Origin of the sequence: Terrilactibacillus tamarindi, from assembly GCF_009718825.1 — a bacterium.
GTDB classification, from domain to species: Bacteria; Bacillota; Bacilli; order Bacillales; family Sporolactobacillaceae; genus Terrilactibacillus; species Terrilactibacillus tamarindi.
In genome coordinates, this window is record NZ_WNHB01000030.1 from 1 (window position 1) to 25,421 (window position 25,421).

Sequence of the window (25,421 nt, forward strand, 5' to 3'; positions counted from 1 at the left end):
AAAAAGAGCTTGAATTTCCAAGCCCTTTTATTGTGGATTTAAACCCCTATTTCATTTTTTCCAACTTAACAATTCAATTGTCTTCTATCGTCCTTTACAAATAATTTTCTATTTTTAAATGCGATTAAACTCACTATAGCAAGTAAAATTCCTGATATAATAAAAACGCTTCTTATCCCGAGGTAATCAGAAATTAAACCTATGATGAGTGACGAAACGCCAAAAACACCTGTTGAAATGGTTCCAATAGAAGTATAAACGGTTGCTAATTGTTCCTTTGAAATACTTGTTTGTATTAATGTCTGTTGTGGAATATTTTTTAATTGTCCGAACAGACCAATTAAGGCTGATAATATCAATGCCATCACCGGAACGCTTGTTGTACCGAAAAGAATGGTACAAACACAGGTCGTTAAAGCTCCTGTCATGATAAAAACATTACTTTTTTCATCTACAAAACGAGAAAATTTTATACACAATATACTACCTAAAACTAAACCGATGAAAAAAGAACAATTTATAAACCCCCACCATTGTTCCTGCACCTTCAATGCCTTTTCAACAAATACATACAATATGGCTGCAATCCAAACCGAGTTTGCAACAGTTTCGAAAAATTCCATCCAGACGACTTTTCCTAACAGAGGGTTATTATTAATTGATTTCCACCCTCTCGTTAATACTGTCCATTTTTTTTCTTGATTCTCTGCTTCGTATTCTACTTTTTTCAAAAAACTTAAAAGGATGCAGGATAGACAAAATAATACACTAACGAACCAAATTAACTGGTTTGCATTGAATACAATTAAGAGTAAACTCCCGAAAAACCATGTCCCAATTTGGATAGACTGTGTTAGTGTTTCAGATATACCATTCGCCTTGATTAGTAAGTTATCCTCAACATAATAAGGGATTAAGGTCTGCTTAATTGGATTTGCACATCCATCAAGAAGGGCAACACCAACGATAATTATAAAAATCAGATAATAGTTTCCTGAATTTAAACTATTAATCATAAAAATACCTAAGCCTATCAATAATGCTGTTTTGCCTACTTGAGACCATAGCAAAAGTAACTTTAAATTAAACTTTTCAATTAATAGTGGCGTTAAGACGCTTGATATAAACATAGCAAAAGTTATTGAGAATGGAACAAACGATGAGACAGTTGCAGACTGAGTTAATTTGTATAAAACACTAATAACGGCAACAATGTATAATACATCACCTATATTAGCTACCGACTGACCCAGCATTAGAAAAATAAAATTTCGATTTGATTTCAATGTTATCCCCCATTTTTATTTTGCTGGTTTTATTTGGGGGATTTTAAATCGGACTAATGAACATATATACATGTACTCCTTTTGAGTATGCTATAAAGATGAGAACGTTTGGGGGATAAATAAAACTTCCCTTCTTTATGCATTGACTTTATAGAGGTTGTTCAAAAAGTTACCAAATGATAAGCTACGAATCTCGGCGCCCTCCAAGAGGATCTTCAAATAAAATCGCTCACGTCCTGTGAGCAACGTTGAAGCCACCACATCCTGTGGAAAGCCGGTCCTCATGTAGTAAAAGCCTACATTCCGGTCCTCAAAACGGCGCCGCCTTGACCTTCTTGCTTCTAATTTGTCACCTTTTTGAACACGCAATTATATTTAATATTTTAATTGATAAGTGAGTTACAGTGTGTTTTTGATTGTGGTTACTTGTTTATTATACAAAAGGTTTTTTAGAATTCCTTTCCATTATATCTTCTATTTTTTATTCTTGCTCCTTGATCCAATTTTCCACACATTTAATAAATTTCTGTGTAGCTGGGGCAGCACGTTGGAAGGAATGGGCGGCCATGCCGATTAAACGGTAGTCTTCCTTTCCTTCTATGTTTACGGCCAGAACTGTACTTGGAAGATTAGAAAGAACCATTTCAGGTAGAATACTCACCCCGAGCCCATTATTCACCATGGATATAATGGCTTGATCATCTTTCAACTCAAATATGGTCTTTGGTGTAAAGCGGTGTTTTTTATAGACACGTCTGACATCTAGGCCGCATCCCCCTTTTGTCATTGGCATGATAAAAGGTTCATTCCTTAGATCTGAAAATGACACGACGTCGTTTTGAGATAATGGATGTGATTGAGGAAGAATACAAAGCATTTTATCTTTTTTTAACGTTATGACATCGAACTTCTCCGATATGGGTAAAGAAACAAAACCAAAATCGACATCTCCATTAAGGATCCATTGATGAATTTCTTGATAACCGCCTTCGAGCAATTTAACCTCTATACGGGGAAATTGCTGTTTAAACGTTCTGATAATATCTGGAAGCCATTGGACTGACACACTAGAGAAGGTGCCTATTGTGACCGTTCCTATCTCTAGTCCATTAATTTCAGCAATGACTTGTTTCATTTTCTCATTTGTATGCAGCATTTCTTCAATATATAGTAGAACTTCCCTGCCATTTGGAGTCAGCTTAATACCCGAACGTGACCTTGTCAATAAAGAAAAGCCATATTCCTTCTCTAAACTCGTAACCGCATGACTTATCGCTGATTGCGTCAAATTCAATCTTTCCCCTGCTCTTGTAATGCTTCCGAGATCAATAACGGTTTTTAGAATTTCAAATTTTACAAGTGACAAAGTGGCCACCTCTTACATGAATTTTTTTCATTTTCAACTTCATTATTATTCATTTTTTTAATTTCATTTTCTCATATATAATTCTGTTGAACAATGAAAAGTGAAACTTAAATTTTTATATAAAAGAGGGTATGAACGTTGGCTCAGCAGACGAAAGCAAATATCTTATTGGTCATGGTTACGATGTTTTGGGGGTTGTCTTATTTATTTATGAAAATGGGTCTTGATTCTCTTGAGCCGCTTCATTTAATAGCCTTTAGGTTTGGAATTGGTTTTATAGCCTCCAGTATCCTGTTTCATCAAAGGCTCCTTAAAATCAATGGATCTACAATCAAATATGCCTTTATCTTAGGGCTCATCTTATTCATTTCTTTTATTTTTATTACTTATGGAGTCAAACTGACAACGGCTTCTAATGCAGGGTTTCTTATTAGTTTAACGGTTCTTTTCGTTCCTCTCATTACCTGGTTTTATTCAAAAGTAAAACCAACCAAACGCACCATGCGTGGATTGATTTTTACCCTTATAGGTACGGGATTACTAACACTCAATCATCAGCTACAAATAAACTTCGGTGATTTACTTTGTATTTTTGGTGCCCTAGGTAATGCCATTTTTATCTTAGTAAATGGAAAATTTACCAAGCATGTCGATTCGCTTGCTCTTGGAATCTGTCTACTTGGCTTTACGAGCGCCTTTGGTTTTCTATTTGCTCCCTTTTTTGAAGCACCACAATGGCCGGTAAGCACATCCTCTTGGGTTTCTGTTTTAGGATTAGGGTTACTTTGCAGTGCTTTTGGGTTTATCGGCCAAACGGTTGCTCAAAAGTATACCACGTCAACGGCAGCTGGATTAATTTTCTCATTAGAACCCGTCTTTGCCGCCTTTTTTGCCTTTGTATTCTTAGGTGATATTCTGTCACCAAAGGGGTTTTTTGGGGCTGGCCTTATCTTAACAGGTACCTTGATAGCCGAATTTAATTTTAATAAGCTATGGCAAACGAAAAAATGGCGTTTACACATTCGCGTGCATAAACATTGATTTTTAAAAAGCAAAGGAAGAGGGTGATCCTCTTCCTTTTTAATTTACTCGATATTCATAATAATCTTGTACTTCAAATATGGAGAATCCACATGATTGATAAAGATGAAGGGCTCCTCGATTCGTTGCTGCAACTTCAATGTAGATCCCATTCTTGCCCTTTTCTAAAGCCAGAACTTTCTTTAATGCCTCTCTCCCAAAGCCCTTTCCTTGAAATTCAGGATAGATAGCAAATCCATATATCCAGGATGCGTCTTCATTTTGCTCAACACGAATTTTTCCTATCGGTACGCCATCACATTCAATAATATAGAATCGCCATCCTGTTTCTTGTTTTAATTCATAATATTCTTCCTCTGCTTCCTTCTCTGACATGCCATAGCATTCAACGTCAATTTGAATCTCCGTTTGATAATCCTCACGCGTGGCATATCTGATTGAAACGTGATCATCCTGATCTGCTATTTCTTGTTTGACCCATTTCAGTTGATATTCTGTATATGAATAATCACACGGTAATTGATTAAAAAAAGCTTTTGCTTCTACAGATTTTGCTGGTGCATTTAATAATATTTTCTTGTATTTTTCCTTTTCTATCACCTTTAAAGCTCGTTTAAGTAATAAAGACATAATGCCTTGTCTTCGATAGTCAGGGTGTACCATGCCGCATAGTTCGACTTCTTGATCAATTGGATATAAAGCAAGGTAGCCAGCTAACCTTCCATCGACATAATGAAAATAATCGCACTCCTCTTCTTCTCTATCTCTCAGAATCTCTATGTCTAGTTTTAGATGAATGCCATCATGTGCTTCACATTGTTTTTGTAGCTGTTGGATTCTTTTTACTTGCCCCTGATTTAACATATATAATCTCTTTTCCTGAATCTCTCATGACTAAAGTCACGAGGTTCTAAGGTACTGACCAAACTTCTTTTGGATGACTTTCCACTAAGTGAAAAGCTGACACCAACCACTTGTTTGGTTTCCCTTAGACTTTCGTGGACAACGATACCTGTGTATCGATTAGCGTCCTGTTAGCCCGATTCAAGACTATTATTTAAGATTGATACGTGGCAAACGTTATAGGGGGATTATACCATGTCGGATACTTAACCTACAACCGATATCCTTGCAGGTATCTACTGGTTGTAGACCGTATCCGAAGCCGATTCATCTCATGACTAAAGTCACAAGTGTTTTCGACTATTTCATAAATATATATTTATAGAAATACGGATTCGTTATATATCTAAAAATCCCTTACCAAAGACATCCCGCACATCGTGAATAATAACAAAGGCATTATGGTCAATCTTACGAATAATTTTCTTTAGTTTGATTAATTCTTGTTTATTAATAACTGCATAAATGACCTCTCTGGAAGCTTGTGTATAGTTTCCACGACCATTAAGAATGGTCACACCACGGTCTAACGTTTGATTAATTTCTCGAGCGATCTCATCTTTATTGTCTGAAATAATGGTGACCGCTTTTTTCGTATTTAATCCTTCGACTACAAAGTCAATCACTTTTGTTCCAATATAGAGCATCGCAATGGTTAACATCACTTTTTCAGCCCCAATAATAAAGAATGAACAAAAGACAACGATCAGATCGAAGAACAATAGGGCGTAGCTTAGATTCCAATCCAAGTACTTATTAGCAATTCTCGCTAGGATGGCTGACCCAGCGGTTGTTCCACCTGCTTTGAGCACCATTCCAATTCCAAGTCCGGAGATCACACCGCCAAAAGCCACTCCAATTAGATGTTCATGTAAATGGATAACCCAACCAGCCGTTATATGAAGAAAGATCGAATTGAATACCACCGCAATAATGGTATAAATACATGTTTTTTTATCTAAAAATTTATAGCCAATGATTAATAAAACTCCATTTAAGACAAAGGTACTAATACTTGGTGAAAGATGGAACAAATAAAACAAAATAATCGAAAGTCCAGTGACTCCACCTTCGCCCAAATTAAGTGGAATCACGAATGTATTGATCCCAATCGCAAATAAAAATGAGCCTGCGAGTATAAATAATATATTAATAATATTTTTATTTTTTATCGTTTTCATCAAAAAACCTCCTCTTTCTAAGCACAAAAAATCCCTTCGTTCTATCATACTTAGAAAGAAGAGATATACATTCTTCACTTATGACTATCTTCATCCATGACGATTCATTCATCCGTTAAAGCTCATACGATTCAATAAACTTTCAATCTCAATATATTACGAGAGGGTTCGTTATGTCAATGTGTTTTTTCACACTTATTCTTTCGTTCTGTTTTATCCCGCATTAACGGCGAGTCTTGCCCCCCAACCTAAAGATAATGAGTGTAAACGAGCGTTCATAGGTGGAGGGATGAAGAAAACCCTCACAGATTGAAGTTTCATTTTATTTACATTCACCACCTTCATCATGATTGGAATGAACTAACGAAGAAAGTATTTTTTTGCTTTTTTTGTTCTTTCGTATCCCTTTTCTTGAGGAATACCACCAAGCGCGACTTGCATTTTTTTCTATTTGAGATTGTTTGAGTTTGGCTAGTTGTGTCATCTCGTAATAATTAATCATTTGTTCTCCCGCCTTTTATTAGAATTTGAATCCTGAAGAATTTTTCCTGAATATGAGCTTCATATGAAGTTGCGTGTTTCATCTCAATCTCACTCCTTTTGTATACTTTCATACTAGTGATAGTGAGTTCTTTTGAAATCGTCGTAAGAGATGAAACATTCCTCAGACTTTAGTCGTAGCCATTTTCATACTCAAAGGAAACGAATCGGAAACTACAATAAATTCGAAGTTAAGGCAAGCACAAAAAAACCGAACGACTGGATTTTCGTCGCTCGGTAACATAATTTATCCCTCCGCCTTAACGGCAAGTATAGACCCCACTGATGGAAGCTTCACTTTATTTAAAAAAGCCTGATTTGACAGCATATACTGCTGCTTGTGTTCGATCCGCTAATTCGAGTTTAGATAGGATATTAGTGACATGCGTCTTGACCGTTTTCTCAGAAATGAATAAGGCAGAGGCAATTTCTTTATTACTTTTCCCTTTGACAATCTCCCCCAGAACATCTTTTTCACGTTTAGTTAAATCGTCAATTGGCCGATGTTTATTTTTTGATGAGAGGCTCTTAAGAACCTCCGTCGTTGCTTTGGGATGCAGGTCATTCTCTCCTTGCATCACAGCATGAATGGAATGAATAAGCACATCAGGCTCAATATCTTTTAGCTGATAGCCATCAGCACCTGCTTCTATGGCCGGCAAGACATGATCCTGATCTGAAAAGCTCGTCAGTATTAAAATTTTAATTTGTCCATGACTTTGTTTTATCGCTCGAGTCGCTTCAATACCATTCATAACAGGCATATTCAGGTCAATCAAAACTAAATCTGGCAATAATAATTTAGCTTTTTCAACGGCTTCTTTCCCATCTCTCGCTTCCCCAACAATTTCAATATCCTTTTGCATATTTAAGAAAAAGACAAGCCCTCTTCGAACCACGTTATGATCATCAGCAATTAAAACTCGGGTCATAACCAACCTCCTATATCGGAATACTCACCCTGATGGTCGTCCCTTTGCCTAGGCTGCTTGAGCATTGAAACCGACCGTTTAAAGCGTTGACTCTATTTCTCATACTTCTCAACCCAATAGAAGGAAGATCGTTTTTTTCAATGTATTCAAACCCGCAGCCTTTATCAGAAATCGAGAAAATCACCTCTCGGTTAGAAACATGCAAATGAAGGCACGCTTCATTTTGACCAGAATGTTTCCTGATATTAGCAAGCGCTTCTTGACCAATGCGCCAAATCGCTTCTTCAATTTTGCTAGGTAACTCGACCATTCCAGTTACTTCAATATTAATGACTAAATCCAGCATACGAGCATATTCTTTTAAAGCACTAACCATTCCATGTTCAAGACCACTTGGCTTAAGCTGCCAAATCAAGGCTTTCATTTCTGCAAGAGCTTCTTGGGCTAAGTCTTGTATGTATGTAAACGTTTCTATTACCCTACCATCACTTGTTAACTCCCTGCCTGCTCTTGCTGTTAGATTAAGAGAAAATAGGAGCTGGTTAACTGAATCATGTAAATCTCTTGCAAGTCTATTTCGTTCAGATATACGGGCATTCTCTTGTTCTTTTTGACTTAGTGTGATTCTTTTTAATGCCGTTCCAATTTGAAATGCCACGGATTCTAATAGAGCTAATTCCTCTACTTCAAAATGAGTTTTGTCTGGTGAACCAATATTGAGTATGCCGAACCTTTCATTCCCCGCAAGAAGAGGAACAGATGCGTGGTGAGTTAACCCCTTTGTATCCCCACTTTTGATTTTCAAAACATCTTCAATCCGTTTACATTGTATGATATTCGACGCTCTATTTAACGTTCCTTTTTTATAGCGATTCATACACCAACAATGTTCCGTACACATCGGTGCATAGTCATCTTTTGATAATGCAGGAGGCAAATTTTCTTTAGCCGCTAGTCTAAAACTCATGTCATGATGAACGAGAAAAACCCAAGCTACTTTTAATCCGGTGACATGCAATAACTTTTTTACCACATCTTGCAACATGGTATCTATTTCTGTACCTTCATTCAAAACTTCAGCAATCTCTTTTAATATTAATAGCTCTGATTCGCTAACTTTTGACATTTTACAACCTCCTTACATCTCTAAAATCCGGAATTAGTTAAAAATAGTTACCTTAAATATCTTTGTTTTTTTGACTCAATCGTAATTAGTAACGTAATTTATTAACATATATCTACTGAAACTATACCACAACAGATCAGTGCTCTTGTCTTATAGATTAATTGTCACCCCAGTTAAAACAGGTTTAAACACATATTGTCAACTTTTTGTAACATTTTTCCTCTGTATATCGTAAGAATAAACCGTTCATTTATGATTTTTAGGAAAAAAATTTTAATAAAGCATCGAATAATATAAATGATCGTTGCTGATGTTTCATATGTATTTATTTACTGATATGAAGTAAGGAGACGAATAGCTATGAACATTGCTTTTTTTATAACACCTAAAAGTGAAGTGAAATATGTATGTGAAGATTGGACCATGAGGCAAGCTATGGAGAAGATGGAATACAATCGCTACACAGCTGTTCCGATTCTTAATCAAGAGGGAAAATATGTAGGTACACTGACTGAAGGCGATTTATTATGGAAATTGAAAAATATGAAACAACTTGATTTTAATCAAACCAATAACATTATGCTTCAAGACGTACCACTACATACTCGGAGTCAAGCTGTTTCGATTAACGACGATATGGAAAATATTATCAATAACTCATTAACCCAAAATTTTGTTCCAGTCATGGATGACCTTGGCATCTTTATTGGGATCATTAGACGGCGAGAAATCATTGAGTATCTGATGGAGAAGGTACAAAATAATAAAAATGAGAAAATGCGTGTTGGTGACTAAACCAAGAGAGACATTTGTTACTTTTCTAAAAAGCAAATGTCTCTTTTTAAATCCATAAAAATACACAAAAAGTTCAGTGTTCATTTGATGAAAAATTCAGTATGATGAAGAAAAAAGATATTGGATAGAGGAGAAGTCAAGGTGAATTCAACAAGTATACCCGTATCGTATTCAAAAACAAAAGGAATGATGTTCGTTATTATAGGGGCTGGACTTTGGGGCATTTCAGGTACGGTAGCTCAATTTTTATTTTCATTCCAAAAATTTAGTCCAGAATGGCTAGTCGTCGTTCGATTGTTATTATCTGGATTCATTTTATTAATCTTAACCTACACAAAAGATAAACATAAAGTGTGGGGTGTATGGAAAAATAAGCGTGATGGGATTAGTCTTTTATTATTTAGCATCTTTGGAATGTTAGCCGTTCAATACACTTATTTTGCAGCTATAAAATTTGGTAATGCCGCAACGGCAACCGTACTCCAATACCTAGGTCCTGTCATTATTACCTGTTACCTATCTCTTCGGTCCAGACGCCTTCCTAATATAAAAGAAATGATCGCGTTGTTACTAGCCGTCATGGGGACATTTTTACTCGTGACTCATGGTCATATGCATCGTCTTTCTATTTCAGGATTAACCTTATTTTGGGGGATTAGCTCGGCCTTTGCTGTCGCCTTTTACACATTGCAGCCATACAAACTTCTTATGAAGTGGGGTTCTATGCTCGTTGTTGGTTGGGGGATGCTCATTGGCGGAATTGGATTCAGTTTGATTCACCCCCCTTGGAGATTTATCGGAACATGGTCACTACCTGCCTTTTTTGCCGTTGTATTCATTGTCATATTTGGTACACTGATTGCCTTTTATTGCTATTTAGAAAGTCTTAAATTCATAAGCAGTTCGGAAGCAAGTTTACTTGGTTGCGTGGAACCCTTATCTGCAGCTTTCTTATCTGTTATTTGGCTTCACGTGACGTTTAGCATGATTGAGTGGATTGGAACGTTATGCATATTAAGTACCATTGCCATCCTATCTTTTAAAAAGACAAAGGTGATCTAACATGAACTAACCTATATTTTAAGGATAAGAGTTTCATTTTTCTTTTTTTGGTTAAATTGTAATTTAGATGCTTTAATATGAATCCCTTATTTTTTTGGCATGAAATCAAGTTAATTTAAATACCATTTAGAGATAAATTCACAAGGAATGAACAAATTATATGTAAAAGCAGACTTTTCTTTTTAAAAGAAGCAGAGCCCAACATGACTTGTTTGGAGGATATAGAGATGGAAAATTGTTTACTACTGCAAACAGACTTCGGTTTAAGCGATGGTGCTGTAAGTGCCATGTACGGTGTTTCAAACCGGGTAAGTCCGACCCTTCATATTTACGATTTAACCCATGACATCCCGCCCTATAATATATGGGAGGCTTCCTATCGTTTATTACAAACAGTGACTTATTGGCAAGAGGGTACTGTGTTTGTGTCTGTTGTTGATCCTGGTGTTGGTTCTGAGCGTAAAAGTGTTGCAGTTAAATTAAAAAGTGGTCAATATATCATAACACCTGACAATGGGACGCTCACCCATGTGAAAAAGTATATTGGTATTGAAGAGGCCAGGCAAATTAATGAAAATAAAGACAGATTACCTGACTCTTATCAGTCCCACACCTTTCATGGTCGAGATGTCTATGCATACAACGGCGCAAGACTAGCTGCCAATCAGGTAAAATTTGAAGAACTTGGTTCAAAAATGACGACTTCTGAACTCGTTGAATTGCCAACAAAAGAAGCTAAAAAGACGGATCAGTTCGTTGAAGGAACCATTGACGTCCTTGATATTCGTTTTGGTAGCTTATGGACGAATATTCATCATGAATTATTTGCCAAACTTAATGTTCATTATGGTGACCAAGTTGAAATTGCCATAAAAAATAAAGAGAGAGAAGTCTATAAAAATACGATGAAATTTGCCAAATCGTTCGCTGATGCTCGTATAGGTGAGCCCCTTTTATATATCAATTCACTCTTAAATCTTGCTGTTGCGATAAACCAAGAATCATTTTCAAAAGTGTATAACATTGGAACTGGAATTGATTGGAGCATATCGTGCCGAAAAGCACCGAAGATTGTTTATGAGTGAAACAGAAAACTTCTACAGTATGCAAATGTCTCTAGTTAATTGAACATCCCATCATTAATATATATAAATTTATCTTTCTTTAAACATTCACTATGCAAAAATGTATGTTATACTAAACTCACAATTTCATACGTTATTGATCCACTAGGGGGGCACTTTGAGCTGAGATTGGTGATTCGACCAAGACCCTTTGAACCTGAACCAGGTTATACTGGCGTAGGAAAGTGGTACGTTCTGCATTCAGGTACAATGAATGATTCATCACTTATAAATGCATGCGTTCAACCACTTTCTACTGAGAAAGTGGTTTTTTTGTTTCTTAGCCTGCATGGTCGCCCCTCCTAAATGATATGAACTCTTATATGAAAGAAGGGACACTATGACATTTTCAGATCAACTTAAACAAAAAGCTGAACCTATATTACAGGAAATCTATCAACATCCTTTTGTTAAAGGTATTGAAGATGGGACGTTACCTAAAGAAGCCATTAAATTTTATGTACAGCAAGATTTCTTATACTTGAATGCCTTTGTGAAAATTTACGCTCAAGCCATCACCAAATCAACCACCCGTGAGGACATGGATTTTTTTCAAGAACAGATCCACTTTACCTTACATAGCGAAACGATCGCTCACCAAAATTTATGTCAAGTTGCTCATCTCTCATTAGATCAATTAAAAGATGGCGCACTTGCACCGACGACATTCATGTATCAACAACATATGTTGGAACAAGGTCGAGATGGGACGATGTTAGATATCCTAGCTGGACTAATCCCTTGTCCATGGACGTATTGGGAAATCGGCAAACACATCATGAACCGTACTCCTTCATTGGAAGGACATCCTTTCAGAGATTGGATAGAATTCTATGGTAAGTATGGTAGTGAGGACATGACTTTTGCAGAAGAATTGTTCCGGAGATTGGACGAAAAGGCACAAGGAGCTACAAAGAACGAATTAAATCACGCTGAGAAAGTCTTTCTAAAAAGCTGCGAACTTGAATGGCGATTCTGGGAAATGTCCTTTTACCAAGAAGATTGGAAGTTTAATAGTCTAATAAAAATTCATTAATAGTACGTGTTCAAAAAGGTGACAAATAAACAAGCCAACGCCGAGATTCGCGGCTTATCATTTGGTGGCTTTTTGAACAACCTCAATATGGAGTGAAGCTTGATGACACTAGAAAAAGAAACAATACATCACTGGGTAACTAAAAACAAGAAAAAATTATTGCATATTCTAAGTGATCTCGTTCACTTTGAGACAGTAAGCCCTCCTGCACGCAATACAGCTCGTATTCAGCAGTTTATCGATCATTTCTTACAAGAAGCAGGCTTTGAAACTGATCAGTTTGAACTCTATCCTGGAGATATCAATCTCACTGCTATTAAAAAAGGGACCGATAGAACCCGTTACCAAAGTCTCCTATTAAACGGCCACGTCGATGTAGCTGATGTAGGAGATACAAGCCTATGGACCGTTCCGCCATTCGAATTGACTATCCAAGATGGAATGGCCTATGGCCGCGGTGTCTCTGATATGAAAGGATCTCTAGCTGCTGCGTTATTGGCTATGTCTTTTTTAAAACAGCATGATATTCAATTAAAAGGTGACTTAAGTATGCAATTTGCAACAGGCGAAGAAGCAGGTGAAGCGGGAACAAAAGCTTGTGTTGAAAGAGGTAGCTCGGCTGATTTTGCGATCGTAATGGATACAAGTAACCTACGAATAGAAGGACAAGGCGGCGTTATTACCGGCTGGCTCACCATTCAAAGTGATCAAGTCTTTCACGATGCCATGCGTAGACGAATGATACATGCTGGCGGAGGTGTCAAAGGATTTAGTGCCGTTGAAAAAATGGCTAAAGTGATCACAGGCCTAAATGAATTGGAACGGGATTGGGCCATACAAAAATCTTATCCTGGCTTTGAAGTCGGTACTAATACCATCAATCCCGCTGTGATCGAAGGCGGGCGCCACGCGGCATTTGTTGCTGACGAGTGCCGGTTATGGCTGACCGTCCATTTCTATCCTGATGAAACCGCAGAAGGCGTCTCAAAAGAAATCGAAGACTATGTTTATAGATTGGTCGATAGCGATGTTTCACTTTCAAGGGAAAACGTCTCCTTTCAATGGGGCGGTAAATCCATGATTGAAGACCGTGGTGAAATTTTTCCTTCTCTTGAACTTCATGAAGACCATCCTGCTTTTGAAAAATTAAAACAAGTTCATCAAGACGTATTTAGGGCTCTTCCTGATGTAGGTATGTCCACAAGTGTCACGGATGGCGGTTGGCTTGGAGAAGCAGGGATCGAAACGGTCATTTACGGACCAGGAACAACATCTGAAGCTCATTCTATTGATGAAAAAGTAAAAATTGAAGATTTAACAGCGTACACGGAAGTGCTCATATCATTTATTCTTGACTGGTGTAACAGCGAGAAGGTGGACCCTGATGCTTGAGTTAAAAGATGTGTCGTATACCTTCAAAGATGGTCAGAAGGTGAATCCGGTCTTGCAAAACATCAATCTAACCATTCATCGTGGTGAATTTGTCTCCTTAATTGGGAAAAGCGGGACAGGAAAAAGTACCATTTTAAAATTGATCGCTGGATTACTTCATGCTGATCATGGGTCTATTCTCCTTGATGATAAACCTATTAAATTAGGTGATGTAGGTTATATGCCGCAACATGACTTGCTTTTTTCTTGGCGCACCATACTAGATAACATTCTTTTACCGACTGAAATAAAAAAACAGAAAAAGGTAAAAAAACAAGAAGCCATTCAGTGGCTTGAGAAAGTAGGTTTAGCTGGTTACGAAAAAGCCTATCCAAAAGAGCTCTCTGGAGGAATGCGCCAGCGTGTAGCTTTCCTGCGTACGCTATTAACTGGAAAAAATGTATTGCTGCTTGATGAACCGTTCGGCGCTCTTGATGCCTTAACAAAAAAAGAAATGCAGGCATGGCTTTTATCAATATGGCAAGAAACAAAACAAACGGTTATTTTTATTACACACGACCTAGAAGAAGCTCTATATCTCAGCGATCGAGTGATGTTGCTCCATCCAGATGATGATCTTGAAGAATCTCCGATCCCATTTGAACGACCACGTTCTCGGGATTTACTTTACCAACAAGACTTCACTCGCATTCGAAAAAAGTTGGAGGATCGTTTGCGTCATGATGAAAATTAAATCCTTCATTCGTTTATATGGCCTATTTGCCATTTTTACGGTCATTTTCTTAATTGCCATGGAAGCGGTTGTAGAGGCTGGTTTCGTTCCATCATACATTATCCCAGCTCCTAGTGAGGTCTATAGGGCGATCATTGACAACCTCTCTTCCCTTATTTTTGTACATTTAAAAGTGACGATGTTGGAACTAGGGATAGGTTTTATCCTATCCGTTGTGATTGGTGTCATTCTTGCCGTTGCGATGTTTTTTTCGAAGACGATAGAGAAGATCATTTATCCGATTGTGTTGATTTCTCAAACCATACCGATCATTGCTTTGTCACCTATTTTCGTTCTCTGGTTCGGTTATACCATTTGGAGCAAAGTGGCCGTCACTTTTTTAATCGCCTTCTTCCCTATTGTTGTTGGGTGTTATGATGGGTTGCGTTCTGGAAACTCGGAATATGTCGATTTACTTCGATCAATGGGGGCAACAAAGTGGCAAATTTTCACAAAGTTTCATGTTTCAAGTGCTTTACCGGTATTTTTTTCAAGCCTTAAATTGGCTATTGTCTACGCTCTGATCGGAGCGACAATCGGTGAATGGCTCGGGGCTAGTGAAGGATTAGGTTATTACAGCCGTCGCATGAGTGGACAACTTAATGCGGCCGGTGTCTTCGCTGCCATCACCATCCTATCGATTGCAGGTATTATTTTATTTATTATCATGAGTTTAATAGAAAAGCGTCTATTACGAAATAGACGATCATAAATGGGGGATTTTGATGAAAAGAATTTTAGTATTTATGATAAGTGTATTATTAATAGGTATGATAGCAGGTTGTTCTTCTGGAAATAAAGCAGATAATAACAAACTAAAAGATGTAACCATTATGCTTGATTGGTATCCTAATGCCGTTCACTCTGCTCTCTATGTCGCCAAAGAAAAAGGTTATTTTAAAGATGAAGGAATTAATTTAAAAATTGAAATGCCAGCAGATACAAATGACCCACTCAAAATGGCAGCCGTCGGTAAAATTGACTTAGCGATCAGCTACCAAAAACAGGTTTTATTGTCTCGCAGTGAGGATATCCCTGTTGTCTCGATTGGTTCTTATGTACAGCATCCTTTAGATGCTTTAATCTACAATAAATCAAAAGGCATTACACGTCCGAAAGATTTAGAAGGAAAAAAAGTAGGCTATGCCTCTTCGCCAACAAGTGAACCGATCATTAAAACGCTCGTTGAACATGATGGCGGTGATATGAGCAAAGTCAAAATGGTTGATGTCGGCTTTGACTTAATGCCAGCTTTAGCTACAGGGAAAGTCGATGCATTAGAAGGTGCCTATATCAATCATGAATACCTACTTCTTAAAAAAGAAGGCGTCAACGTTGGTAAAATGAGCTTAGAGGATAACGGTGTTCCCGATTCCTCTGAATTAGTGTTTGTCACAGGAGAAAAAACCTTAAAATCAGAAAAAGACACATTAACAAAATTCATGAAAGCCTTAGCTAAAGGGCAAGATGATGTAAAAAAAAATCCTAAATCAGCTCTTAATGTCTTACTCGACCACGAAAATAAAAACTTTAAGTTAGATAAAAAAGTTGAAACCGAAAGTTTAAATATTTTACTTCCGCTAATGGGAGATAAAACAACGCCATTTGGACAACAAAATCCAAAACAATGGAAAAACTTAGCTGATTGGATGTACAAAACCAAGATCACACCTAAGAAAGTCAATTATAAAGATGCCTTTATGAATTTAAATTATTAAGAAAAAAGAAAAAATGACCTAATTTCCTATAAAAGGGAAACGGGTCATTTTAATTTATTTAAAAACGATATCATCATGTACTACTACCTTCTAATAGAGTTTATGGTTCTAGTTCCAATGGGGTTTGATGATTTACCTTTAGACTTTTTTAATTCATTTTCCAATTTCATGGTTAGTTCGTCAAACCATTCTTTGTCTCGAGTTGTTAAAGCCAAATCAATTAAACTCCGAATTTCAGATTCATTAAATTTTGACATGGCCAAATTTTTAACGACACCTTTAAGTAGAGTAACGGTTTGACCAACCATAGCCTTCTGATCACTTTGAAGAACATGAACATCTACCGTTCCTGCTGTATCGTTTATTTTCTTTATATATCCATGCAAAAAAGCACCTTTTTTTGTTGTTGCTTTAACCCAATTCCCTACATCTAGTTGTAAACTTTTCATTTCCTTTACCCCCAGATTCCTATTATTTTAGTCACAACCTAATTAACTGTAATGGAACTTATTACACTTGTAATATAAGTAAATACGCAATAACTAGAATACTTGTTTTACTTTTATCTTATGCAATATAGATTCTATGGTGATGTGATCTAAATAGGCAATGAAATGATTTTCTGCATCGTTAAAGATATGATCCATAACATCTTGAATGTGTGTCGATAATTGACATGCTTCATATGCCTCGTTTGAACACCAGTGTAGTTTCAATGCTTTACACGAAATCGAACGATAAATGTTACCTAGAGTGACGGCATCGGGTTCACATTCAAATATATATCCCCCACCAATGCCTTCTTTTGTTTTTACATACCCTTCTTTTCGTAAACAACTCATGATTTTTCGAACTCTAGCAGGATGTGTAAAAACTTGATTGGCAATTTCCTCGCTACTCGCCATTCGATCGGGTAAACTCGCTAAAAAAACTAAACTGTGTACAGCAATGGTAAATGCACTCGTCATGTCTAACTATCCTCCTCAAGATTACTGTAATAGTAAAGGACACAGTTTAAGAAGTCAATTTATTTACCCTTCTTCTAAAAGAAATAGGGTACAAGATAAAAATAGGAAATCAGACTTGTTAATACGCCAAAACCAATGCCAACCAGTACATCAGAAGGATAATGGAGGCCTAAATAGATACGGGAAAGACCGACACTTAATCCAATTGGGACAAGGATAATACTAAGGATGGGATAAAATAAAATAAGTGGAGTGATAACTGAAAAAACAGCTGTTGTATGTCCTGATGGAAACGAATGATCTTTTAATGGATTTGCAGGGTACAATGTACCAGCAATACTTAAATAAGGACGTTTTCTAGGATATATTTTTTTCAAAAATTGTACAGGAATTTGGTTTATAGCTAAAGAAAAGGCACTTGCAATGGAAGCTTTATGAAGAGATTCTTTAGTGAACAAAAGAAGAATAAGAACAGCTGAGATTGTAGCAGTGGTCCCGCCAAGATGTGTGATCGACCTGAAATACCAATTGATTAATTTTCTTTCAAAATGTCGATTTATACGCATGAAAATTCGTCGCTCGAGTTTGTGTAAAGCTGTGAATGTTTTTGTCATTCTATACACCCCTATCTCGATCCATTTTCACTAATAGTTAAATATATTTTGAAATTAAAATACATAAGGTGGCACCAGAAAAAAATATTCTATTTAAATAGTCATGATAAAGCCTTTTCTTTATTCTCTGATTAAGGATAGGAATATATACATAATTTCATTTGCCTACATTTACATATACCCTAAAAAGGATAGGAGAAACATTTCCTATCCTAACTTAAAACCTCACGGATGATATAAGCGACACCATCTTCACTGTTTGTTAACGTCACTCTGTCACTCAATTCTTTAATTTCATCTCGTGCATTCCCCATTGCAACACCCAATCCAGATCGTTCAATCATGGATAGATCATTGAAGCTATCCCCGATGGCCATTGTTTGATCAATCGGAATCCGCAGTTCATCGGCAATTCTTTCTAAAGCTAATCCCTTAGAAGCTTGATTATCTTCAATTTCAAAATTATGATTAGCCGAGACAACAAGAGAAAATTCCGGACGTTTGCTGAAACGCTCTTTACCTTCATTTAATTTTTCATCATCAAAAGAAAAAGCTAGAATATTATATATTTCAATATCATCTTTGTTTATTATTTCTTTATAGGAAGGGATAAATTCAAATCCTAATTGACTGTACTGCTTTTCCGTCGCTTTGATGAGTTCTTTGGTATTCGTTTCTGGATGACTACTCTTCAGTCGGTCTATTTCTATCTTTATCAATTCTCTTCCGTTGTTTGGAGTATAAATCGCTTTATTCGTGAATATTTCATAATAAAAATGTTGATCCTCAAGCCAATCTAATACGTCTTTTATCGTATCTTTTTTCATAGGAACAGAATGTCTTTGTTTGCCAGAAGGATCATGAATAGTTGCGCCATTTGCCCCAATGATCCATACATTAGAAAGACCATCTCTCTCAATAATAGCTTGGACATCATAATGCGCTCTTCCTGTTGCTATAACTATTTGAATCCCTTTAGATTGTGCTTCTTTAATCGCAGTAAGATTTTCATTACTAATTTTGTTTTTACTATTTAACAGTGTTCCATCAAGGTCGGTCGCAATCAATTTCATTGATAGGCCCCCTGTTTATTTTTTTAGTCAATAGTAGTACATCGAAAAGAAAACTGAAGAGTCGCCGAGTTTCCTTCAATTTGTGTTTATCATTATAATGATATTCATCCAACAAGATTATATTTCAGATAATTTTTTTAGATGCTTCTCTGAAATATCATTGACCTTTTTCACACGTCGTTCATACTTTTCGATGCCGCTTAGAAAATCTGTTTTCATCCATACATCGACGATTTCAAGAGCTATAGCTGAACCAATAATTTTCCCGCCAATACATAGAACATTACTATCTGTATGTTTCCTTGCTAATTTAGCACAAAATGGATCCTGACATACAACCGCTGTTAAGCCGTGAATGCGATTGGCAATAAGAGCACTACCATACCCAACGCCATCGACGAAGATTCCACGATCTGCTTTACCTTCTGCAACAGCAAGTGATGCTGGATAAATATAATCCGGTAAATCACATGCCTCCGTACTATGTGTACCAAAATCCAAAACTTCATGTCCCTGTTCTTCAAGCACTACTTTAATTTCTTCTTTTAATCCAAAACCTGCATGATCATTTGCCATGGCAATTTTCATAATATGTACCTCCAATTATATTTATATATGTGTAATAGCCTAAAAATGTGCTGAGCACTTTCTTAGTTCTATCCTACCACCAATATTTTGAGTTTACTATATATGTATTTACTAATTAAGTACCCTAAGCAAAATTTAATTAAAAGAGGATGCACTTTATACTTGTGCATCCTCTTTTCACCATAATCTTAACAAAAAATAAAACCACTTGCTAATTCATCAAGTGGCTCTATCACATTCTTTATGTAATTTTAACAATTTGTCAACTAATTTTCTTCTCCATCTTCCCATCCTTTACAAACATCTACCCATTCTTTCCCTTTTCCATACTCATACAATTCTTCAATAGATAGACCTATAGCTGACGTACTGCTACCGCATGCCGGGTACACCTTATCAAATCGTTTAAGTGAAATATCCATAAAAACGGGCAAAGGGTGGGCTAGTCCAAATGGACAAACTCCTCCAACAGCGTGCCCTGTTTGTTCTAATGTTTCTTCGGGCGAAAGCATACGTGCTTTCATCCCAAACGTATGGCGAAACTTTTTATTGTCAATTTTAGCGTCACCAGCTGCAACGATAAGAATACCGTACTCTGAGTCTATTCCTCTGAAAGCAAGTGTTTTTGCAATTTTTTCAGGTTCAACATGAAGAGCAGCTGCAGCTAACTCTACCGTTGCACTGGATAGTTCAAGTTCAATAATATCTTCTTCCTTATCCCATTGCTTAAAGTAATCTTTGACAGCTTCTAAACTCATGATTAGCACTTCCTTTTTCCTAGTCATTCTGTTTATGATTCAGTATATCAAAATTTCATACTTATTTTACAATTGAACTCTTTTTTCTCACCGTTAATTTTAATTAACGTTTTATGTAGAAAATGCACAAAAAAGTCATTGTCGGTTAAAGTGTGTAAAAACTATTAATCTTCGTCCTTCACGTCGATATCTTCAGGTATCGGTTCGCTCAACCATTCAGCAATTTCCTTTTTGTATCGCTCTAATTGTTCTAAATGAGTATCGAACTGATCTTGATTAATTAAATGCTGCTCACCATCGAATACCGTACGGATTTTATTTTGAAGGATAAGACTTTGTACATCTGATAGTGGCATGGATAAGTATTCAGCCGTTTCTTTTATCGTCAAATACATGTGTATGTCCTCTTTTACTAAAATTTTTATTTCATCCTTGGTCATTTGCCCTGTCATCTTTCCGCTAATGACATAAGGTATAGTGAAGAAACCCAAACAGTGGAGGAGATAAACAAATGAATCCATTTTATCCGGAATATGTTCCTGAACAAACAAGTCAATACATTGATTATAATTCGTATGCACAACCTGAGCAAGAAATCTTAGATCGACAATTTCAACTTCCGCAATCGTTTGAAAGAAGGATTAGACAGCTTGAAAGAGAAAATGAACGACAAACTAGAGAAATAAACCAATTAAGACAAGAAAATGAACGTCAAAACCGTCGACTCAATCGATTAAACCAAAGATTACGCGCTGTTGAAGCTAGACTGGCTATTCCATTTTACGCTACTGATGATGGTTTTTAATTAATTTCTCCTAATAGTTTCAAAACAAAAAAGTGGCATGAGCTATAATAAATCTAAGCTCATGCCTATTTTATACTTACTTATTTATAAAGTAGAACCTTACCGACTGATCCATCATCACTTTCCCCTACCACTCGGAACTTTAAGCCATAGTTTGGAATCTTACGGCCTGCATCAAGTAGCCCTTCATTGCTGTAATTTGAGCTGTCATCAAATAATGGGCTCCGCTTTGTAAAGTTGTCTTTGAGCGTTGCTCCATTAATCCCAGTATAATCTAAGAACATTTTATCTGATTTATTTAGACTGAAAGCTGCGTCGTGCATTTGATAACCTGTTGAAGCAACAACCCCGTCACTCCATTTGTTAATATGCTGATCAGAATCGACAATTCCTAAGAAACCATCCCCCGGGTGAATACCTGTCCAGTTATTCCCATAAGAGTTATCAACATACCAGACGACAAGACCAGAATCGAAACTCATCAGGCTAGCTCCACGACGGATATGGGCAAGACCTTCATCCACACCATGATGTGAACGCCACTCTAAAAGGTAATACTGTTTGGATAAGAAGTTACCTTCATCCTTCTTAAATCCATCTAACGCAAAGGAAGGTTCTCCTTCAGCATCATCAGATAAAATTTGATTTCCATCTGCGACCACTTTAATATCATCGACGTAGAATCCTGGAAGAGCGACGGCAACATCGGTCCAATAATTGAATTCGAGTTCAACCTTTTGACCTGCATAAGCCGATAGATCAAACGACGCATCCTTCCAGCCATCTGAACTTCCCGTAATACCATTACCTGGATTTTGATCGTATGGGTTATCGGTTGTCGTAATATTCCCCTTGATCGTTTCTCCATTAACTTTAATCGATGCATAATCCCAGTCAGACTCAATATCATACCACGTTTTGAATGTTAACTGTGCACTTGAAGCATTCGTTAAATCAATCGTCTTCTTCATTGAATGATTGAGATTATCACCACTGCCGCTAAAATATTCATATTGACCACTTGTCGGTGTATTGACTGTTGTTTTTTTATCAGGCAAATTGATTCTAAGGGCATCATTATTTGTCCCTTTCGTTGATGCCTCATCTAATAATACTTCAGTCCCCTTACTTGTCACATCACTTTGATCGACAGTTGTGCCACTTAACCAGTTCCCGCCATGGGCTGACTGTAAATATTCTTTGGCATATGCACTAAATCCTGACGGTTCTGTACCCGGGATCTTACCAGCCCAGCTGCCACTCGACATGATTGACCAATAGGAAATCGGTTCTCCGGCTCCTGTATAATTCGTATCATACTCATCAGGAAGGCCTAAATCATGTCCAAATTCATGAGAGAAAACCCCTGCAGCTCCATCCTCTGGCTCAATAGTATAATCATAAGCCCCAAGTAAACCGTCAAAACGATCACTATTTGAGTGGCCACCTGGAACGGCTATCAGATTCCCTAGATTCGAACGGTGAGACCAGATGGCGTCCGCACCTAACTTCCCACCGCCTGCTTCTTCCCCAACACCTGCATGAATAACCATTAAGTGATCAATGATACCGTCTGGTTCATTATAAACACCGTCGCCGTCGTAGTCGTCACGGTCCCACACGTCATAATCACTCAAGTCAATATTAGGGTCCTGACCCGCTTTTTTTAGTGCTTCATAAACCAACTCCCTTGGTCTTTGGTCGCTATCTTCAGGTCCTGGATAATTACCACCGTAATAGGCGGCTGGGTGATCTGCCGTATACCATCCTGCTACTTCGCCATCAACCGTATAACTACCGCCGGATTGTTGTTCGTAATATTGCTTCATGGAGATTAAATTTTCTCCATTCGGTCCTTTATAACCATTTTTTCCGAAAATCATATCTTGAAAATGTTCATGGGTATAATTTTCGTAAAACATATCTGTTTCATCTGATGTAATGGAGCTTTTTGCATAGTCAGGAAAATCGATGGCTAAAATTAAGACTTTATCCTTACGAACATGTCCATCATAGTTTTCTTGCTCAACGGAATCGACTTTATTTTTTTTGGCTTGTCCTAACTTATTTCCTTTTCCACTTTTTAAGCCATTATCCTTTTTAACATCGCTATCACTCTTCAAATCTGCTAACGCTTTTGGAAGTTTATCTTTCGTCCCTTTCTTGTTAGATTCAGCTTTACCTTTTAAATATTGATTCAATGCTTTTTTCTCTTCAGTTGGACTTGCATTTTTAGCTAGTTTTCCTTCTTTTTTTAGCATTTCAATCAACTTTTCATCATTGGCAACGCCCAAATCAATGGTTGAACCCGAATAGTTAGATACGGGGTTAGTCCCTGTTTTGGTCTCTGCTTCGGCTTGTTTTGATGGCTGAAATCCGTTGAATGGAAATAAACTTAAACCAATCATGAATGCCATCACTGTTGCTGTCATCCTTTTCTTGTCCAAATCAAATTCCCCCAATAGTCAATAGTTTAATTTTTCCCTAGGCCATATTAAATCCCCATGTTGATTTTTTCATTTACCCTACTGCAATAGAATCATATACAGGAAAGAATCAAATACAGTGTTTATCAACATGATTCATTAACAAAGCCTTTTCATAAAGAAATCACAGTCAAGAGCATAACAAAAGGCCAAGTTGAATTTATACCGGTATATTCCTAATCTTCATACCTGTAAAAATTTTCAACTATTAATCTATTATTTCTAGTTATATTTACCAATCTCCTTTTTATTTTATAAAATGTGGAAATTAGTCCTGTTACTTGAAATTGCAATAGTCGTTATGTACTAATAGTTGGGCATGATATTCTATGTAGTATGCATGCGTCTAGTTCAAATATACCAGTCTAAAATATAATCACCCTCTTCATCTTATATCGCTGTAAAAAAAATCCCGAATAGGATACGTTCTTCCATTCGGGAGCATAACTATAAAAATATTGTTCTTACAAATTACAACACTTTACTTAAAAAGGATTTTGTTCTTTCTTCCTTTGGATTTGTAAATATCTCACCCGGTACATTTTCTTCAACAATGTATCCGCCGTCCATGAAAATTACACGGTCGCCCACCTCTCGGGCAAATCCCATTTCATGCGTCACAACGATCATGGTCATGCCTTCTTTAGCCAACTGTTTCATCACTTCTAGCACTTCACCAACCATTTCGGGATCAAGAGCGGATGTAGGCTCATCGAATAACATGATTTTAGGTTCCATGGCAAGGGCTCTCGCTATGGCTATACGTTGTTTTTGACCACCAGATAGTGAATCTGGATAGACATTTGCTTTATCTTCTAATCCAACTTTTCTTAATAACTCCATCCCTTTTTCTCTTGCTTGATCCTTCGAAACTTTTCTGACCTTCATTGGAGATAGCATAATATTTTCTATGACAGTTTTATGCGGAAATAAATTAAATTGTTGGAATACCATACCGACTTCCGTTCTAATCTGATTGATGTTCGTCTTTTTATCAGTAATATCCACACCTTCAATATAAATGCGACCTTCAGTAATGCTTTCCAAACGGTTGATACACCTTAGAAAAGTTGACTTCCCTGATCCAGAAGGACCAATGACAACGACCACTTCCCGGTTCCGTACTTCTAAATTGATATTCTTTAGGACTTCATTTTCACCAAATGATTTCTTTAATTGTTCAACCTTTATCATTCTGTTGCCAACCTTCTTTCAAGTCGATTTAGTAGGAAACTAAGGGATAAAGTTAATACAAGATAAATAAGAGAGGCGGTGAGATAAGGTTCCCATACTTTAAAGTATTGAGTCCCCATTGCTTGAGCCCAATACATCAATTCAGGCGCCGCGACAATGGATACTAAAGAAGAATCCTTGAGAAGAACAATAAATTCATTTCCAAGTGGTGGAATCATTCTTTTAAAAGATTGAGGTAAAATAATGTATCTCATAGACTGAACATGTGTCATGCCCAATGATCTTGCTGCTTCCATTTGTCCTCTATCAATGGATTGAATTCCAGCTCTAACTATCTCTGCAACGTAAGCCGCTGAATTTAAGGATAAAGCAATGATCCCTGCAGCAATGGCGTGTGTTTCACCAGTAATAGCAGTTACGACACCAAAATGAACCAGTAAAATTTGAACAAATAAAGGCGTACCACGAAAGAAGGCAATATAACAGGAAAAAGGAAACGATAAAAAACGATTCCTAAGCATCTTGCCTAAACCGATAAATAGTCCTAAAACGGTTCCAATAAACACACCAGCAATGGACAAACCAATCGTGAGTAATGTCCCTTTTAAAAAGAAGGGGGCATACTCTGCAATAATATCAAATCGAAAATCCAATCGAGTCT

The 25,421-nt window shown here is 36.9% G+C and carries 28 protein-coding genes and 1 riboswitch; of the genes, 10 read left to right on the forward strand and 18 right to left on the reverse strand.

Annotation, left to right across the window (positions count from 1 at the left end; genetic code table 11):
- Positions 1-65: 65 nt before the first annotated feature.
- The 3 genes from GMB86_RS14430 to GMB86_RS14435 all read right to left on the reverse strand — a co-directional run bounded on the left by GMB86_RS14430 (position 66) and on the right by GMB86_RS14435 (position 2,661).
- Positions 66-1,286, reverse strand: coding sequence for an MFS transporter (locus GMB86_RS14430; protein ID WP_155221089.1), 1,221 nt, complete (start codon positions 1,284-1,286; stop codon positions 66-68).
- A 135-nt stretch (positions 1,287-1,421) separates the two neighbouring features.
- Entirely contained in the window at positions 1,422-1,655 is a 234-nt protein-coding gene (locus GMB86_RS15605; protein ID WP_196220246.1) for a hypothetical protein, read from the reverse strand.
- Between the two features lie 112 nt (positions 1,656-1,767).
- Positions 1,768-2,661, reverse strand: a complete 894-nt coding sequence (locus GMB86_RS14435; protein ID WP_329602956.1) for a LysR substrate-binding domain-containing protein — start codon at positions 2,659-2,661, stop codon at positions 1,768-1,770.
- A 129-nt stretch (positions 2,662-2,790) separates the two neighbouring features.
- Here GMB86_RS14435 and GMB86_RS14440 point away from each other — a divergent pair, with 129 nt between their 5' ends.
- Positions 2,791-3,693, forward strand: a complete 903-nt coding sequence (locus GMB86_RS14440; protein ID WP_155221093.1) for a DMT family transporter — start codon at positions 2,791-2,793, stop codon at positions 3,691-3,693.
- A gap of 39 nt (positions 3,694-3,732) precedes the next feature.
- On the opposite strand, the gene GMB86_RS14445 is transcribed toward GMB86_RS14440, so the two are convergent.
- From GMB86_RS14445 to GMB86_RS14465, 5 genes are all read right to left on the reverse strand, one after another.
- Positions 3,733-4,557: a GNAT family N-acetyltransferase gene (locus GMB86_RS14445; RefSeq protein ID WP_155221095.1), complete on the reverse strand. Its 825-nt coding sequence runs from the start codon at positions 4,555-4,557 to the stop codon at positions 3,733-3,735.
- 377 nt (positions 4,558-4,934) lie between these two features.
- Positions 4,935-5,777, reverse strand: coding sequence for a YitT family protein (locus GMB86_RS14450; RefSeq protein WP_155221097.1), 843 nt, complete (start codon positions 5,775-5,777; stop codon positions 4,935-4,937).
- A gap of 322 nt (positions 5,778-6,099) precedes the next feature.
- Positions 6,100-6,279 (reverse strand): hypothetical protein, encoded by a 180-nt coding sequence (locus tag GMB86_RS14455; protein ID WP_155221099.1) that lies wholly within the window; start codon positions 6,277-6,279, stop codon positions 6,100-6,102.
- Positions 6,280-6,616: 337 nt separating this feature from the next.
- Positions 6,617-7,249, reverse strand: coding sequence for a response regulator (locus tag GMB86_RS14460; RefSeq protein WP_155221101.1), 633 nt, complete (start codon positions 7,247-7,249; stop codon positions 6,617-6,619).
- 10 nt (positions 7,250-7,259) lie between these two features.
- On the reverse strand, positions 7,260-8,375 hold the full coding sequence (locus GMB86_RS14465) for a GAF domain-containing sensor histidine kinase (RefSeq protein ID WP_155221103.1): 1,116 nt from the start codon (positions 8,373-8,375) through the stop codon (positions 7,260-7,262).
- A gap of 360 nt (positions 8,376-8,735) precedes the next feature.
- Between GMB86_RS14465 and GMB86_RS14470 the strand changes: the two genes are divergently transcribed.
- The 8 genes from GMB86_RS14470 (at position 8,736) to GMB86_RS14505 (ending at position 16,274) form a co-directional block, all read left to right on the forward strand.
- Positions 8,736-9,170, forward strand: a complete 435-nt coding sequence (locus GMB86_RS14470) for a CBS domain-containing protein (protein ID WP_155221105.1) — start codon at positions 8,736-8,738, stop codon at positions 9,168-9,170.
- A gap of 186 nt (positions 9,171-9,356) precedes the next feature.
- Positions 9,357-10,232 (forward strand): DMT family transporter, encoded by an 876-nt coding sequence (locus GMB86_RS14475; RefSeq protein ID WP_155221138.1) that lies wholly within the window; start codon positions 9,357-9,359, stop codon positions 10,230-10,232.
- Positions 10,233-10,459: 227 nt separating this feature from the next.
- Complete coding sequence (locus tag GMB86_RS14480) at positions 10,460-11,317, forward strand: SAM hydrolase/SAM-dependent halogenase family protein (RefSeq protein WP_155221107.1); 858 nt, start codon at positions 10,460-10,462, stop codon at positions 11,315-11,317.
- Between the two features lie 136 nt (positions 11,318-11,453).
- Positions 11,454-11,557: riboswitch (TPP riboswitch) on the forward strand.
- Between the two features lie 139 nt (positions 11,558-11,696).
- On the forward strand, positions 11,697-12,392 hold the full coding sequence (gene tenA / locus GMB86_RS14485) for a thiaminase II (RefSeq protein ID WP_155221109.1): 696 nt from the start codon (positions 11,697-11,699) through the stop codon (positions 12,390-12,392).
- A 102-nt stretch (positions 12,393-12,494) separates the two neighbouring features.
- A complete protein-coding gene (locus GMB86_RS14490) occupies positions 12,495-13,784 on the forward strand; it encodes an acetylornithine deacetylase (protein WP_155221111.1) in 1,290 nt (429 codons plus the stop codon).
- Entirely contained in the window at positions 13,777-14,517 is a 741-nt protein-coding gene (locus GMB86_RS14495) for an ABC transporter ATP-binding protein (protein ID WP_155221113.1), read from the forward strand. The genes GMB86_RS14490 and GMB86_RS14495 overlap by 8 nt, the downstream gene beginning before the upstream one ends.
- On the forward strand, positions 14,504-15,268 hold the full coding sequence (locus tag GMB86_RS14500; RefSeq protein ID WP_155221115.1) for an ABC transporter permease: 765 nt from the start codon (positions 14,504-14,506) through the stop codon (positions 15,266-15,268). Before GMB86_RS14495 ends, GMB86_RS14500 begins: the two co-directional genes overlap by 14 nt.
- Before the next feature lie 13 nt (positions 15,269-15,281).
- Positions 15,282-16,274: an ABC transporter substrate-binding protein gene (locus GMB86_RS14505; RefSeq protein WP_155221117.1), complete on the forward strand. Its 993-nt coding sequence runs from the start codon at positions 15,282-15,284 to the stop codon at positions 16,272-16,274.
- A gap of 83 nt (positions 16,275-16,357) precedes the next feature.
- On the opposite strand, the gene GMB86_RS14510 is transcribed toward GMB86_RS14505, so the two are convergent.
- From GMB86_RS14510 to GMB86_RS14540, 7 genes are all read right to left on the reverse strand, one after another.
- Positions 16,358-16,723 carry an IDEAL domain-containing protein gene (locus tag GMB86_RS14510; RefSeq protein ID WP_155221119.1) on the reverse strand — a complete coding sequence of 122 codons (366 nt, stop codon included), beginning with the start codon at positions 16,721-16,723 and terminating at the stop codon, positions 16,358-16,360.
- Between the two features lie 93 nt (positions 16,724-16,816).
- Positions 16,817-17,242, reverse strand: a complete 426-nt coding sequence (locus GMB86_RS14515; protein ID WP_155221121.1) for an RrF2 family transcriptional regulator — start codon at positions 17,240-17,242, stop codon at positions 16,817-16,819.
- 74 nt (positions 17,243-17,316) lie between these two features.
- Positions 17,317-17,856 (reverse strand): phosphatase PAP2 family protein, encoded by a 540-nt coding sequence (locus GMB86_RS14520; protein ID WP_155221123.1) that lies wholly within the window; start codon positions 17,854-17,856, stop codon positions 17,317-17,319.
- Positions 17,857-18,068: 212 nt separating this feature from the next.
- The gene (locus GMB86_RS14525) at positions 18,069-18,929 is read right to left on the reverse strand and encodes a Cof-type HAD-IIB family hydrolase (RefSeq protein ID WP_155221125.1); all 861 of its coding nucleotides are present in this window, start codon (positions 18,927-18,929) and stop codon (positions 18,069-18,071) included.
- 117 nt (positions 18,930-19,046) lie between these two features.
- Positions 19,047-19,517: a ribose 5-phosphate isomerase B gene (gene rpiB / locus GMB86_RS14530; RefSeq protein ID WP_155221127.1), complete on the reverse strand. Its 471-nt coding sequence runs from the start codon at positions 19,515-19,517 to the stop codon at positions 19,047-19,049.
- 266 nt (positions 19,518-19,783) lie between these two features.
- Positions 19,784-20,275 (reverse strand): YbaK/EbsC family protein, encoded by a 492-nt coding sequence (locus GMB86_RS14535; protein WP_155221129.1) that lies wholly within the window; start codon positions 20,273-20,275, stop codon positions 19,784-19,786.
- Between the two features lie 164 nt (positions 20,276-20,439).
- Positions 20,440-20,670 carry an excisionase family DNA-binding protein gene (locus GMB86_RS14540; RefSeq protein ID WP_155221132.1) on the reverse strand — a complete coding sequence of 77 codons (231 nt, stop codon included), beginning with the start codon at positions 20,668-20,670 and terminating at the stop codon, positions 20,440-20,442.
- A gap of 116 nt (positions 20,671-20,786) precedes the next feature.
- On the opposite strand from GMB86_RS14540, the gene GMB86_RS14545 reads away from it, so the two are divergent.
- On the forward strand, positions 20,787-21,080 hold the full coding sequence (locus GMB86_RS14545) for a hypothetical protein (protein WP_155221134.1): 294 nt from the start codon (positions 20,787-20,789) through the stop codon (positions 21,078-21,080).
- Positions 21,081-21,160: 80 nt separating this feature from the next.
- Here the strand turns inward: GMB86_RS14545 and GMB86_RS14550 are convergent, their stop codons facing one another.
- From GMB86_RS14550 to GMB86_RS14560, 3 genes are all read right to left on the reverse strand, one after another.
- A complete protein-coding gene (locus GMB86_RS14550) occupies positions 21,161-23,512 on the reverse strand; it encodes an immune inhibitor A domain-containing protein (protein ID WP_155221140.1) in 2,352 nt (783 codons plus the stop codon).
- Between the two features lie 525 nt (positions 23,513-24,037).
- Complete coding sequence (locus tag GMB86_RS14555) at positions 24,038-24,760, reverse strand: amino acid ABC transporter ATP-binding protein (protein WP_155221136.1); 723 nt, start codon at positions 24,758-24,760, stop codon at positions 24,038-24,040.
- Entirely contained in the window at positions 24,757-25,413 is a 657-nt protein-coding gene (locus GMB86_RS14560; protein WP_155221142.1) for an amino acid ABC transporter permease, read from the reverse strand. Before GMB86_RS14560 ends, GMB86_RS14555 begins: the two co-directional genes overlap by 4 nt.
- Positions 25,414-25,421: the final 8 nt, after the last annotated feature.